This window comes from Arthrobacter sp. MDT2-16 (assembly GCF_054510925.1).
Genome location: NZ_JBTNDP010000001.1, coordinates 99,569 through 114,033, shown reverse-complemented (window position 1 = coordinate 114,033; position 14,465 = coordinate 99,569). Strand labels below are relative to the sequence as shown.

The window sequence follows — 14,465 nt, the reverse complement described above, 5'->3', positions numbered from 1 at the left end:
CGCGTCATGACGCCACCGGCGCTGCGAAGTGCTCTTCGATGACGGCGCGGATGTCCTCGTGGCACCCGCCGCACCCGGTTCCCGCCCGGGTGGACGAGGAGACGTCCCGCACGGAGGCGCAGCCCGCGGCCACGGACTCCTGCACCGTGCCGCGGGTGATCCCCGCGCAGCGGCACAGGGTGGCGGCCGGTCCGGGAGGCGATGCGGCCAGCAGTCCTTCGGCGCTGTCGAGGCGCAGCAGGCTGGAGCGGTCCGCGGGGAGCTCGCTGCCGCGCTCGAACAGAAGCACCAGTTCGGCACCCGTGCGCGGCATGCCCACGCAGACGAGTCCGGTGAGCACGCCGTCGCGGGTGACCATCTTCGCGTAGCGTCCGTGTCCCGGGTCGGCCCACTCCGCCACGGTGAGTCCGGGCTCCACCGTCCAGGGGTCGGCGTCCGTCTCGCCCGCGACGACGGCGTCGACGCCCCGGGCCTTCAGCACGATGACGGGCTCGCGCCGTCCGACGGGCTCGATGTGCCTGTTCCGCGTGCTGCCGGCCCCGGTACCGTTCCCCGACAGCTCCGCGACCAGCGCGGCACCAAGCTCGTCCGCCTGCTGCCAGCCCGGGCCGATGAGGCCCTGCGGCGCGGTGGGGCCGGCGCACACCGTGCAGGAACTGCGGAGGCAGCACACCTCCGCGCAGTCGCCGATCGCCCAGATGTCGTCCGTGCCGACGGCGCGCAGCGTATGGTCCACGAGGACACCGTCCGCGACGGCGAGGCCGCAGCCCTCGGCGAGCTCCGTGCGCGGGCGCACGCCGCAGGCGAGCACGAGCGCACCGCCGTCGACCCGCGCGCCCCCCTCCAGCCTGACGCCCGCGAACCGTCCGTCCTCCAGATCGATCCCTGCCGAGACACCGGCCACGACCGTGATGCCGGCTTCCCGCAGTGCTGTCGCCAGGACCCGTGAGCCTACCCCGAGGAGCCGTTCCATGGGGGAACGGCCGGTGTGGACGAGGGTCACCCGCCCGCCCTCCTCCGCGGCTGCGAGGGCGGCCTCGATGCCGAGGATGCCGCCGCCCAGCACCACGATCCGCTGCCGCGCGGCGAGCGCGGAGGCGACCGCACGGGCGTCGGAGAGGTCGCGGAGGAAGCTGACACCGGGCGGGAGGAGCGCGTCGTCGGACTCCTCCCGCCCGGCGGGTGTCTCCAACCCGTCCAGGCGCGGGCGGACGGGCCGCGACCCGGTCGCGAGGACCAGGCGGTCGTAGTTTATGGCCGCGCCGTCGTCCAGCAACACGCGCCGGAAGGGCCGATCCACCCGGACGACGCGGGCTCCCAGGCGCACGTCGATGCCCGCGGCCCGGAGCGCGGGGGCGTCCGCGAGCCGGATGGCGGCTTCCCGGGTGCGGCCGACGGCGAGATCGGCCACGAGCACCCGGTTGTAGGCGGCGTCGGGCTCCTGCCCGATGATCGTCAGCGCGACCAGTCCCGCGGCGACGAGCGATTCGAGGTGCTCGACGAGCCGTGCCGCGACGGGTCCGAAGCCGACGACGACGACGCGGGACGGCAGGGAGGAAGCAGGGCCGTTCATGCGACGACCTCCAGTCCGACGGCGCGCACCGGGTCGGCGGGGACCACTCGTGCCACGCTGACGGCCGTCGTCTTGAACTCCGGCATGCCCGACACCGGATCGGTGGTGCTCCCCGTCAGGCGGTTCGCGGAGCCGGCATCGGCGAAGTGGAAGGCCAGGAAGACCGTGTCCTGCCGGATCTCGGGGGTGAGATCCGCCAGCGCGCGCGCCTCGCCCTGGCGACTCGTCACGACGACGGGGTCGCCCTGGGCTATGCCGAGGTCCTGTGCGGTCGACGGATGGATCTGGAGTCGCGCGGACGGCTGTGCCGCGAGCAGCGCCGGAACGCGGCGCGTCTGCGTACCGGACTGGTAGTGCTCGAGGAGCCGGCCCGTGGCCAGGAGCAGCGGCGCCGGTCCGCGGGCCGCGGCGGCGTCGGCCGGCGGGACGACGGGGACCAGCACGGCCCGCCCGCCGGCGTGGGCGAAGGCGTCGCGGAACAGCCGCGGCGTGCCCGTGCTGCCCGCCGGGTACGGCCAGTACGCCGGGGCACCGCCGTCGAGCACGCGGTAGTCGAGTCCCGAATAGTCCGCGATGCCACCGGCGCTCGCCCGGGTGAGCTCGTCGAACATGGTCGACGGGTCCTCGCTGAACAGGGAGGGTGCATCCAGCAGCCGCGCGAGTTCCTGCATAATCCAGAGCTCGCTGCGGGCGCCGGGGGGCGGTTCGACGGCCGCGCGCCGGCGCAGGACCCTGCCCTCCAGGTTCGTCACCGTGCCCTCCTCCTCCGCCCACTGCAGGACCGGCAGGACCACGTCCGCCAGCGCGGCGGTCTCCGACAGGAAGAAGTCCGACACGACGAGGAGGTCGAGGGAGCGCAGGCCGTCGATGACGGAGGCGGCGTCGGGCGCGGAGACGGCGACATTGGCCCCGTGCACGAACAGGCAGCGCGTGCCGCCCGGCTTCCCGAGCGTGCCGAGGAGTTCGACGGCGGGGAGGCCTGGCCCGGGGATCGACTCCTCCGGGACGCCCCAGACGGCGGCGACGTGGGCGCGGGCCACGGGGTCGGTGATCTTCCGGTATCCGGGCAGCTGATCGGACTTCTGTCCGTGCTCCCGGCCACCCTGCCCGTTGCCCTGGCCCGTCAGCGTCCCGTAGCCGCTGTGCGCTGTGCCCGGCAGCCCGAGGAGCAGCGAGAGGTTGATCGCGGCGGTCGTGGTGTCGGTGCCGTCGGCGTGCTGCTCGATCCCGCGCCCCGTCAGGATGTAGGCCCCGGGTCCGCCGTCCGCTCCGCGCCGGGCGCCCTCGGCGAGGAGCCTCGCCACCGCGCGCAGGGAGGCCGCGGGAACACCCGTGACGCCTTGCACGCGTTCGGGCCACCACCGCGCGAGGCCGCGCGCGACGTCGTCGTACCCTGTGGTGCGCGCCTCCAGGAAGCGCCGGTCCTCCAGGCCCTCCGCCACCACGACGTGGGCGAGGCCCAGGAGGAGGGCGAGGTCCGTGCCCGGCGTGGGCTGGAGGTGGACGCCCCGGCCCTGGTCGGTGAGCCGGGCGGTGGCGGAGCGCCGGGGGTCGACGACCACCAGCCCGCCCGCGGCCTGCGCTCCCCGCAGGTGCTGGATGAAGGGCGGCATGGTGTCCGCCGCGTTGGAGCCGAGGAGCAGGACCACGGAGGCGGCGCCGAGGTCCTCGAGGGGGAAGGGGAGTCCCCGGTCGACGCCGAACGCCCGGTTGCCGGCGGCCGCGGCGGAGGACATGCAGAATCGGCCGTTGTAGTCGATCCGCGAGGTGCGCAGTGCGAGGCGGGCGAACTTGCCGAGCGTGTAGGCCTTCTCGTTGGTGAGCCCGCCGCCCCCGAACACGGCGACGGCGTCCCGGCCGTGCCGGGCCTGGATGCTCCGGACGCGGTCGCTGACGAGGCGCAGGACGGTGTCCCAGGAGGCCTCCCGCAGGACGCCGCCGGCACCGCGGACCAGCGGCGCGGTGAGACGGTCCGGGTGATCGAGCAGCTCGGCTGCGGACCAGCCCTTGCGGCACAACCCGCCCCTGTTGGTGGGGAAGTCGCGGGCATCGACGCGGGCGCCGCCGTCGTGCGAGCCTGCGGTGACCGTCATGGCGCACTGGAGGGCGCAGTAGGGGCAGTGCGTGGGCTGTCCGGTCCCTGCCTGCTGCATCGGTCAGACCTTGCCGAGTGTCGAGGAGCGGCGGAGGTAGAAGAACCAGGTGACGGCGAGCATCAGGACGTACCCGCCGACGAAGCCGTAGAACGCTCCGTCGTAACTGCCGGAGGCGCCCTTCGAGGCGTTGAGGACCTGCGGGATGAGGAAGCCGCCGTAGGCGCCGACCGCCGAGATGAGTCCGAGGGCAGCGGCGGACTTGCGGGCGGTGCTGACCGATTCGCGGAGCTCGGAGCCCACTGCGGCTCCCCGCCGGGCGAAGATGACCGGGATCATGCGGTAGGTCGCTCCGTTGCCCGCACCGGCCGCCGCGAAGAGGACGAGGAAGAGGCCGAGGAAGAGCCAGAAGTTCGCCAGGGGGAGCGTCCAGACGACGGAGAGGGCGATCGCGGCCATCACCGCGAAGGCGCAGACGGTGATCACCGCTCCGCCGAAGCGGTCGGCGAGGCGTCCGCCGAAGGGCCGGGCGAGGGATCCGACCAGGGGACCGAGGAATGCGAGGGACAGCGTGGCAGGTCCCATGGCGATCGTCGAGAAGGCGGGGAAGGAGTCGACGATCAGTTTGGGGAAGACACCGGCGAATCCGATGAAGGACCCGAACGTGCCGATGTAGAGCAGCGCCATGATCCACAGGTGCGGTTCCCGGACGGCCGCGAGCGACCCCGCGAGATCACTCCTGGCGCTCGACAGGTTGTCCATGAACCTCCAGGCACCGAAGGCGGCGGCGAGGATCAGGGGCACCCAGATCCAGCCGGCGAGGGGAAGGTCCAGTGTCGCCGCAGCGCCGAGGGCGATGACGATGGGCACCACCAGCTGCGCGACGGCGGCGCCGAGGTTGCCGCCCGCCGCGTTCAGGCCGAGTGCCCATCCCTTCTCGCGGGCGGGGTAGAAGAAGGTGATGTTCGCCATCGAGCTCGCGAAGTTGCCGCCGCCGAATCCTGCGAGCGCCGCCACGGTGAGCATCACCCCGAAGGGGGTCTCCGGGTTCGAGACGCACAGCCCGAGACCGATGGTGGGGATCAGCAGGAGCAGGGCGGAGACGATGGTCCAGTTCCTGCCGCCCAGCCTCGGCACCATGAACGTGTAGGGGATGCGCAGTGTCGCCCCGACGAGGGACGGCATGGAGATCAGCCAGAAGATCTGCGAGGTGGAGAAGGTGAAGCCCGCCGCCGGCAGGTACACCACGACGATCGACCACAGTTGCCAGACCACGAATCCGAGGAACTCGCAGGCGATCGACCACTGCAGGTTGCGCCGGGCGATGGGCCTGCCGACGCTGTTCCACTGGTCGGTGTCCTCGGCGTCCCAGTTGTCGATCCAGCGGCCGGGGCGGTGGGCGAGGGGCGGTGCGCTCGGGGCAGGTGCGGGAGCCGCTGTCGCCAGAGCGGGGGATGCTGCTTCGTCGATGCTCACGGGAGTCCTCCAGGGGCCGGTGTGGCTGCTTTCCCCCGACGCTAGTGAGCGCGCGTTTCCGTCCGCGGCGTCCTGCGTAAACGTCCCGTGACGTTCACCTATCGGTGCCCGGACGGCGCCGTGAGGTCGGCTCGGCGTCGCGGGTGGCGGGAATCCGGCAGCAGTACTGTGTTGCGGACTCTCCGGTGGCGGACGATGCTGGGCGCAGGGTGCCCACGCGAGGGCCCGAGGCGGGCATCCGACGGCGGGGTGGGCGACGCTCGGAGGATGCCCGGTCCCAGGAGGAGGGAAGAGCATGAGGATACTGGTGACGGGTTCGACCGACGGTCTCGGGCGAACGGCGGTGGAGACCCTCCTGGCGACAGGACACGACGTCGTGGCGCACGCCCGCACCGCGGATCGTGCGGCTGCCCTCGACGCGCTGACAGCACGGGGAGCAGGTCTCGTGGTGGGCGACTTCGAGGACCGGGAGGCCGTGGTGCGGATCGCGGCCGAACTGACCGAGCAGGATCCGCTGGACGCCATCATCCACAATGCCGGCGTCCATACCGGTCGCGCCGTGATGCCGGTCAACGTGATCGCGCCGTACCTCCTGACGGCGCTGATCGACGGCCCGCGCCGGCACATCTATCTCAGCAGCGGCTCGCACTACGGCGGACACCCGGTGCTCGACGGCGTGGACTGGCGCGGGACCACGGCCGGTTCCTACGGCGACAGCAAACTCTTCGTCACCACGCTCGTCGCAGCCCTCGCACGGCTGCGTCCGGATCTGCTGGTCCACGCCGTCGACCCCGGATGGGTGCCCACTCGGATGGGCGGGCCGAATGCGCCCGACGACCTCGACCTCGGCCACGAGACCCAGATCTGGCTGGCGACGAGCGATGATCCCGGGGTGCTCGCGAGCGGCGGGTACTGGTATCACCGGCAACGGCGCGAGCCCCACGGGGCCGTGCATGACGAGCACTTCCAGGACCGTCTGCTCCGGACCCTGGCAGGGGAGACCGGGGTGGCCCTGCCCGGCAGGTGAAGGGATGCCGGTCAGTACGAGGGTGCTGCGGGAAGCCCGAAGTGCTCCTCGAGCGTCTGCGTGCCGGCTGCCTTCATGGCGAGTGAGACGTCCTTGCCGACGTACCGGAAGTGCCAGGACTCCGCGGAGAAGCCCGTGATCTCGTGGTAGCCCAGCGGGTACCGGAGGATGAATCCGTAGTCGGCGGCCCTGGCGGCCACCCACTGGGCCGCAGGGGTGTCGCGGAAGCACAGGACCAGCGTGCACGCGCCGTCGGCCTGCCCGACGTCGAACGCGAGGCCCGTCTGGTGCTCGGAGTAGCCGGGCCGCGCCGAGACGGTGTCGGCTCCTGCCGCGTCGCCGTACTGGGCCACCCACGAGGCGTACGTGGATTCCTGGTTCGCATAGGAACGGTAGCCGCTGACGAGAGTCAGGCCGACGCCGTCCGCTGCGGCCGCCGCGAACATCTCCTCGACGGCCGTGGAGACGTCGGGGCGCAGCAGCGCGTTGTCGGTGGCTGTCGCGACGCCGGGTCGGCGCAGCTCGGCGGGTGCGAAGTCCAGGGGCACGAGGGGGCGGCGCTTGTTGACCACGACGTCGACGGCACGGGGATCGGCGTGCGCACCGGTGGCCGGGGGAGTCGCCTCCGGGCTCGCCGCCGCCCCCGAGGTGCTGGGAGCGGGTGCCGGTTCGCGCTGGAGTGGAGCGGGAAGCCCGCCGTGCGTCGGCCCAGCGGCGGGATCCGATGTAGCACCCGGCCCTGACTCCGGGGTCGCTTCCGGGGCGCCCGCCGACGCCGCGGCCGTGCCGGTCGGCCCCGCCGCGGTCGGGGCAGGGCCGGGAATGCCCACCGACGACGCGGCCGTGCCGGTCGGGGCCGCCGCGGTCGGGGCAGGGCCGGAGCACGCCGACAATGCCACCACGAGGAGCGCGCTCGCCGCGAACGTCGTGACGCGCATGATCAGGTCTTCCGGAGCAGCATGCGACGCACGGAGTGGTCGGCGTCCTTGGTGAGGACCAGCCGGGCACGGCCGCGGGTGGGGAGCACGTTGGTCACCAGGTTGGGCTCGTTGATGCGCTCCCAGATGCCACGGGCGGTACGCCGTGCCTCCTCGTCGCTGAGGTTGGCGTACCGGTGGAAGTAGGACTCCGGATCGGCGAAAGCACTCGAGCGGAGCGACTGGAAACGGTCGATGTACCACTGCTCGATGTGCGTGGTCTTCGCGTCCACGTAGATGGAGAAGTCGAAGAAGTCGCTCACGGCCAGTCCCGTGATGCCGTCCGTCCGCGGACGCGCGGGTGCAAGGACATTGAGGCCCTCGATGATCAGGACGTCCGGGCGTCGCACCACGACCTCCCGGCCGGGCACGATGTCGTACGTGAGGTGCGAGTACCACGGCGCCCGGACCTCGGCGGCGCCGCTCTTGACCTCGCTGACGAAACGCAGCAGGCGCCGGCGGTCGTAGGACTCGGGGAACCCCTTGCGCTGCATGAGGCCGCGCCGTTCGAGTTCCGCATTGGGGTAGAGGAATCCGTCGGTGGTGACGAGTTCCACGTTCGGGGTGTCCGGCCAGCGCCGCAGGAGCTCGCGCAGCACCCTCGCCGTCGTCGACTTGCCCACCGCCACCGAACCGGCGACGCCGATCACGAAGGGCGTCCTGGCGGTGGTCTCCCCGAGGAAGGTGTTCGTCGCGGCGTGGAGCTGTCCCGCGGCGGCGGTGTAGAGGTTCAGCAGGCGGGAGAGGGGAAGGTACACCTCGCGCACCTCGTCGAGGTTCAGAGCGTCCCCGAGGCCTCGCAGGCGCTGCACGTCCTCGACGTTCAGCGGACTCGTGATCTCGTTCGCCAGGCGGGACCACATCTGCCGGTCCAGTTCGACGAAGGGTGTGACGGATTCGGCACTGGTGGCCTGCTGCGTCCCCGTGCTCGTGTCACTCACCTCATGATTCTGCCGGGTGGCTTGCGCATTAACAAACGCGGCCACCGGTACTCTGGTGACATGTGTGGAATTGTGGGTTATGTAGGCCGGGACCACGGCCAGGGATCGTCGGCGCTTGACTCAGTCGCCCCGGCGTACGAACACGAATCGTCCGAGGCGCAGCACGGCGCCCTGGACGTCGTCATGGAGGGCCTCCGGCGCCTCGAGTACCGCGGGTACGACTCAGCGGGTGTCGCCGTCATCACCCCGGCCGGCATCCAGTCGCGGAAGAAGGCCGGCAAGCTGAGCAACCTCGTCGAGGAGCTCGCCGCCGATCCGCTGTCGCGCTCGCTGACGGGCATCGGCCATACCCGGTGGGCGACGCACGGCGGGCCGACCGACCGGAACGCCCATCCTCACCTCGCTGACGACGGCCGACTGGCCCTGATCCACAACGGCATCATCGAGAACTACGCCGAGCTGAAGGCCGAGCTGACGGGTGAGGGCCTCACCTTCATCTCCGACACCGACACGGAGGTCGCCGCAGGCCTCGTCGGCTACCTCTACCGGGGGCTCGTCGAGAGCGGCGCGGAGGGCGACCTCCTCACGCTTGCCCTGCAGCAGGCCTGCCAGCGCCTGGAAGGTGCCTTCACGCTCCTCGCCATGCACCAGGACCAGCCCGGCGTCGTCGCCGCGGGCCGCCGCAACTCCCCGCTGGTCGTCGGTCTCGGCGACGGCGAGAACTTCCTGGGCTCCGACGTCTCCGGCTTCATCGACTTCACCCGCCGCGCCGTGGAGCTCGGCCAGGACCAGATCGTCACGATCACACCCGACGACGTCGTCATCACCGACTTCTTCGGCGCACCCGCCGAGGGCACCGAGTTCCACGTCAGCTGGGACGCCGCCGCGGCCGAGAAGGGTGGCTTCGACTCCTTCATGGAGAAGGAGATCCACGACCAGCCGGACGCCGTGGCCCAGACCCTGCTCGGGCGCTCGGACGCCTCGGGCAACCTCGTGCTCGACGAGCTGCGCATCGACGAGTCCATCCTGCGCTCCGTCGACAAGATCGTGGTGCTCGCCTGCGGCACCTCCGCCTATGCCGGGCAGGTGGCCAAGTACGCGATCGAGCACTGGTGCCGCATCCCCACCGAGGTGGAGCTGTCCCACGAGTTCCGCTACCGGGACCCGATCGTGAACGAGAAGACCCTCGTGGTCGCCATCTCGCAGTCCGGGGAGACCATGGACACGCTCATGGCCGTTCGGTACGCCCGGGAGCAGGGCGCCAAGGTCGTGGCGATCTGCAACACCAACGGGTCCACGATCCCGCGCGAATCGGACGCCGTGCTCTACACGCACGCCGGCCCCGAGATCGCCGTCGCCTCGACGAAGGCGTTCCTCGCCCAGATCACCGCGGCGTACCTGCTGGGCCTGTACCTGGCGCAGCTGCGCGGCAACAAGTACCGTGACGAGATCTCGGACGTGCTGAACGACCTCTCGGCGATCCCCGCCAAGATCCAGGCCATCCTCGACGACGCCGACAAGGTCAAGCAGCTCGGCGCCGACATGTCCAACGCGAAGTCGGTGCTCTTCCTCGGCCGTCACGTCGGCTTCCCCGTCGCGATGGAGGGTGCGCTCAAGCTCAAGGAGCTCGCCTACATCCACGCCGAGGGCTTCGCCGCCGGTGAGCTGAAGCACGGCCCGATCGCCCTGATCGAGGAGGGACAGCCCGTGGTGGTGGTCATGCCGTCCCCCCGTGGCCGGGACTCGCTGCACTCCAAGGTGGTCTCGAACGTCCAGGAGATCCGTGCGCGTGGCGCCATCACGATTGTCATCGCCGAGGAGGGCGACACCTCCGTCGAGGCGTACTCGGAGCACGTGTTCTACGTGCCCACGTCCCCCACGCTCCTCGCACCGCTGCTGACCACCGTGCCGCTGCAGATCTTCGCGCTCGCCCTCGCCAGCGCCAAGGGCTACGACGTCGACCAGCCGCGCAACCTGGCGAAGTCGGTCACGGTTGAGTAGTACCCGCCGGGTGCCGTCGCGCAGCTGCGCGGCGGCACCCAGCGGGGGCGCGGCGTGATCGTCGGTATCGGTGTCGACGTCGTCGACATCGAACGCTTCCGGCAGCAGCTGGAACGCACCCCCGCCCTGGTGGAGCGGCTCTTCGTCCCCTCCGAACGCCACCTGAACACGCGGTCGCTCGCCGCCCGTTTCGCGGCCAAGGAGGCGATCGCGAAGGCGATCGGTGCCCCCGTGGGCATGAACTGGCAGCACTGCACCATCGAGGTGGACGAGGCGGGCGCGCCCTCCGTCGTCGTCGACGGGACGGTGGCCGACGCCGCGCGGGCGCGCGGCGTCGAGACCTGGCACCTGTCCATCAGTCACGACGGCGGGCTTGCCACGGCGATGGTCGTAGCGGAAGGCCGGGGACCGTCCGGCAACGGATAGTAACCATACTGATAATTCGCTGGCTTACCGCTAGGCTGGACCATATGCTCCCAGCCTTCTCCGGTGGTGACGTCCGCGCTGCGGAGGCCCCCCTCATCGACGCCGGGCTGGGTGATGCCCTGATGCAGAAGGCTGCCCACGGACTGTTCGGCGTCGTTCTCGGCCTGCTGCGCGACGCCGGGCGCGGCATCTACGGAGCCACCGCCGTCGTCCTCGCAGGCAGCGGCAACAACGGCGCGGACGCGCTGTACGCGGGCGAGCGGCTGCTGCGCCGGGGCGTCGGAGTCACCGCCGTCCTGACGTCCGAGCGGACCCACACCGCATCGCTCGACGCCTTCGTGGCCGCCGGCGGCACGAGCGTGAGGCTCGACGACGCAACCCTCCCCGGACTCGTGGCCCAGGCGGCATCCTCGGACGTCCTGATCGACGGTATCCTCGGAACCGGGGCGAGCGGGGGCCTGCGGGGCACCGCGGCATCCTTCGTCCAGCGCTTCGACGAGACCGCCGGCCCCCGCGGCCGGCGCTCCACGCTCGTCGTGGCCTGCGACCTGCCGAGCGGAATCGGCGTGGACAGCGGGCTCGTCGAGGGCCCGGTGCTCCAGGCGGACGCGACCGTGACCTTCGGGGCTGCGAAGCCCGGCCTGCTGATCGGTGATGGCGCCGTGGCGGCCGGTGAGCTCGACGTCGTCGACATCGGCCTGGACCTCTCGCCCTTCACGCCCGCGGCGCGCACCCTCCTCGACGCCGATGCCGCGGCGCTGCTGCGGCTCCCGGGCGCGCGGGACCACAAGTACTCGCGCGGGGTGCTGGGCGTGGCGGCCGGATCCGCGCGCTATCCCGGTGCCGCGGTGCTCGCCGTCGGCGCCGCACTGGCGACCGGCGTCGGCATGGTGCGTTACCTCGGTCCCGCCGCGGTCGCCGCCCTCATCCATGCGCGCAACCCCGAGGTGGTCGCCTCCGACGGCTCCGTCCCCGATGCGCGCTCGCAGGCATGGCTCGTGGGTCCGGGCGCCGTGGACGACGACGACCAGCGCCGGCGCGCCGTCGACGCCGTGACGTCCGGCCTGCCCGTCGTCGTCGACGCCGGTGCCCTCACCGAGGTGCCCGAGCGTGTGGGTCCCCAGGTCATCCTCACACCCCATGCGGGCGAGCTCCGCCAGGTGCTCGCCGCCCGCGGGGTGGACGTCGAGCGATCGGTGATCGAGGCAGAGCCCGCGCACTACGCGCTGCGCGTGGCGGAGCTGACCGGCGCCACGGTCCTGCTCAAGGGGTTCACCACCGTCGTCGCCGCGCCCTCCGGCATCCTCTTCGCCCAGACCGATGCCACACCCTGGCTCGCCACGGCGGGAGCGGGGGACACGCTCGCCGGGATCATCGGGGCCCTCGCCGCGACCCTGGCGGAGGACGACGGGGCCGCAAGGCGGGTGGGGGTCGCGCAGGAGGACCTCTGGGCCGCGGTGGCCGCGGCCGGAGCCCTGATCCACGGCAGGGCCGGCGTGCTGGCGGCCCGGCATGGGCCCGTCGTCGTCTCCGGTCTCCCCGCCCACATCGGCGCGGTGATCGCAGGCCTGGTCGAGGAGCGTCGCCTGGCCGGGGCGACATGAGGAGCACGCGACGCAATTAACCTGACCGACAGCTGAATGCGCTATGTATGGAACAAGCGGCCGGGGCACCAGGACCCCGATGCCGGCGAGCACCACCCGAGGACGCCTCGACGGCGTCCACGGAAGAGAATCAAGGAGAACTGATGGAACTATGGCCCGGCGATGCGTATCCCCTGGGAGCCACCTACGACGGCACGGGAACGAACTTCGCGCTCTACAGCGAGATCGCGGACTCCGTTGTCCTGTGCCTCTTCGACGACGAAGGCGTTGAGACCTGCATCGAACTGAAGGAGGTCGACGGCTACGTCTGGCACGGCTACCTCCCCCATGTGACCCCCGGACAGAAGTACGGCTACCGTGTCCACGGCCCGAACAACCCGGCTGAGGGACACCGCTGCAACCCGAACAAGCTCCTCCTCGACCCCTACGCGAAGGCCATCTCCGGTGACCTCGACTGGGACCAGGCGCTGTTCGGCTACAACTTCGGCGATCCCGACTCGGTCAACAACGAGGACTCCGCAGCACACATGATGCTCGCCGTCGTCGTCAACCCCTTCTTCAACTGGGACGGCGACCGCATGCCGCGGACGCCGTATCACCAGTCCGTGATCTACGAGGCACACGTCAAGGGCCTCACCCAGCTGCACCCCGACGTCCCCGAGGAGCAGCGCGGCACCTACGCGGGCGTCGCGCACCCGTCGGTGATCGCGCACCTGCAGAAGCTCGGCGTCACGGCGATCGAGCTGATGCCGGTGCACCAGTTCGTCAACGACAGCACCCTGCAGGAGAAGGGCCTCTCGAACTACTGGGGCTACAACACCATCGGGTTCTTCGCCCCGCACAACAAGTACAACTCCACGGGTGACCAGGGCGAGCAGGTCCAGGAGTTCAAGGCCATGGTGCGCGAGCTGCACCTCGCCGGCATCGAGGTCATCCTCGACGTCGTGTACAACCACACGGCCGAGGGCAACCACATGGGCCCCACCATCTCGATGCGCGGTATCGACAACGCGTCCTACTACCGCCTGGTGGAGGACGACAAGCAGTACTACATGGACACCACGGGCACCGGCAACTCGCTCAACGTCGGCAACCCGCACTCCCTGCAGCTGCTCATGGACTCCCTGCGCTACTGGGTCACCGAGATGCACGTCGACGGGTTCCGCTTCGACCTCGCCTCCGCCCTCGCCCGCGAGTTCTACGAGGTGGACCGCCTCTCGGCGTTCTTCGAACTCGTGCAGCAGGACCCCATCGTCTCCCAGGTCAAGCTCATCGCCGAGCCGTGGGACGTCGGACCCGGCGGCTACCAGGTGGGCAACTTCCCGCCGCAGTGGACGGAATGGAACGGCAAGTACCGCGACACCGTCCGCGACTTCTGGCGCGGCGAGCCCTCCAGCATCGGCGAGTTCGCCTCGCGCCTGACCGGCTCGGCCGACCTCTACGAGCACAGCATGCGGCGCCCTGTGGCATCGATCAACTTCGTCACCGCTCACGACGGCTTCACCCTGCGGGACCTCGTGTCCTACAACGAGAAGCACAACGAGGCCAACGGCGAGGACAACAACGACGGCGAATCGCACAACCGCTCCTGGAACGGCGGCATCGAGGGACCCACCGACGATCCGGACGTCCTCGCGATCCGCGTGCGCCAGCAGCGCAACTTCATCGCCACGCTCCTGCTCTCGCAGGGTGTCCCCATGCTGCTCCACGGTGACGAGCTCGGCCGCACGCAGGACGGCAACAACAACACCTACTGCCAGGATTCCGAGCTCAGCTGGGTGCACTGGGACAAGATGGACCAGCCGCTGCTCGAATTCACCGCAGCGGTGAACCGCCTGCGCTCGGAGCACCCCACGTTCCGCCGCCGCCGGTTCTTCGACGGGCGCCCCGTGCGCCGCGGCGAGGGCGAGGCGCTGCCGGACATCGTCTGGCTGGACACCTCCGGCGAGCTCATGGCTCCCGAGGACTGGGACAGCGGGTTCGGGCGCTCGATCGGCGTCTTCCTCAACGGGCAGGGCATCCAGGGCCGTGACGCCCGCGGACAGCGCATCGTGGACGCCAACTTCCTGCTGTACTTCAACGCGCACGACGAGGCCGTGGACTTCACGGTGCCGTCGGACGAGTACGGCACGTCGTGGGACGAGGTGATCGACACTGCCGGAAGGTACGCCGACACCGCCGCGATCCCGGCCGGAGCGACCCTCTCGGTCGAGGGCAAGTCCATGGTCGTCCTGCGGGCCCACTCCGAGGTCGAGGACCTGGACCACTCGGTCGCGGCGTCCCTGGCGATCCTCGCCAACGAGGTCACCGCCAAGACCGGCACCCCCTAAGCACCACCCGCACAGCC

At 71.0% G+C, this 14,465-nt stretch carries 10 protein-coding genes; 5 read left to right on the top strand and 5 right to left on the bottom strand.

Annotated elements, in window-relative coordinates; all coding sequences use genetic code 11:
- Positions 1–4 precede the first annotated feature (4 nt).
- The 3 genes from ACX80N_RS00495 to ACX80N_RS00485 are packed head-to-tail and all read right to left on the bottom strand — an operon-like array spanning position 5 to position 5,142.
- Positions 5–1,573 (bottom strand): FAD-dependent oxidoreductase, encoded by a 1,569-nt coding sequence (locus tag ACX80N_RS00495; protein WP_459337883.1) that lies wholly within the window; start codon positions 1,571–1,573, stop codon positions 5–7.
- A complete protein-coding gene (locus ACX80N_RS00490) occupies positions 1,570–3,726 on the bottom strand; it encodes a molybdopterin oxidoreductase family protein (protein ID WP_459337882.1) in 2,157 nt (718 codons plus the stop codon). The genes ACX80N_RS00495 and ACX80N_RS00490 overlap by 4 nt, the downstream gene beginning before the upstream one ends.
- Positions 3,727–3,729: 3 nt before the next feature.
- Positions 3,730–5,142 carry an MFS transporter gene (locus tag ACX80N_RS00485; protein ID WP_459337881.1) on the bottom strand — a complete coding sequence of 471 codons (1,413 nt, stop codon included), beginning with the start codon at positions 5,140–5,142 and terminating at the stop codon, positions 3,730–3,732.
- Between the two features lie 295 nt (positions 5,143–5,437).
- On the opposite strand from ACX80N_RS00485, the gene ACX80N_RS00480 reads away from it, so the two are divergent.
- Entirely contained in the window at positions 5,438–6,169 is a 732-nt protein-coding gene (locus ACX80N_RS00480; RefSeq protein WP_459337880.1) for an SDR family NAD(P)-dependent oxidoreductase, read from the top strand.
- Between the two features lie 11 nt (positions 6,170–6,180).
- Here ACX80N_RS00480 and ACX80N_RS00475 read toward each other — a convergent pair whose 3' ends face one another.
- Positions 6,181–7,107, bottom strand: coding sequence for a M15 family metallopeptidase (locus ACX80N_RS00475; protein WP_459337879.1), 927 nt, complete (start codon positions 7,105–7,107; stop codon positions 6,181–6,183).
- 2 nt (positions 7,108–7,109) lie between these two features.
- Positions 7,110–8,087 (bottom strand): type I pantothenate kinase, encoded by a 978-nt coding sequence (coaA, locus tag ACX80N_RS00470; protein ID WP_459337878.1) that lies wholly within the window; start codon positions 8,085–8,087, stop codon positions 7,110–7,112.
- Between the two features lie 60 nt (positions 8,088–8,147).
- Here coaA and glmS point away from each other — a divergent pair, with 60 nt between their 5' ends.
- From glmS to glgX, 4 genes are all read left to right on the top strand, one after another.
- A complete protein-coding gene (glmS, locus tag ACX80N_RS00465; protein WP_459337877.1) occupies positions 8,148–10,088 on the top strand; it encodes a glutamine--fructose-6-phosphate transaminase (isomerizing) in 1,941 nt (646 codons plus the stop codon).
- A gap of 54 nt (positions 10,089–10,142) precedes the next feature.
- Complete coding sequence (locus ACX80N_RS00460) at positions 10,143–10,514, top strand: holo-ACP synthase (RefSeq protein ID WP_459337876.1); 372 nt, start codon at positions 10,143–10,145, stop codon at positions 10,512–10,514.
- 44 nt (positions 10,515–10,558) lie between these two features.
- Positions 10,559–12,118: an NAD(P)H-hydrate epimerase gene (locus ACX80N_RS00455; protein WP_459337875.1), complete on the top strand. Its 1,560-nt coding sequence runs from the start codon at positions 10,559–10,561 to the stop codon at positions 12,116–12,118.
- 143 nt (positions 12,119–12,261) lie between these two features.
- The gene (gene glgX, locus ACX80N_RS00450) at positions 12,262–14,448 is read left to right on the top strand and encodes a glycogen debranching protein GlgX (RefSeq protein WP_459337874.1); all 2,187 of its coding nucleotides are present in this window, start codon (positions 12,262–12,264) and stop codon (positions 14,446–14,448) included.
- Positions 14,449–14,465 lie beyond the last annotated feature (17 nt).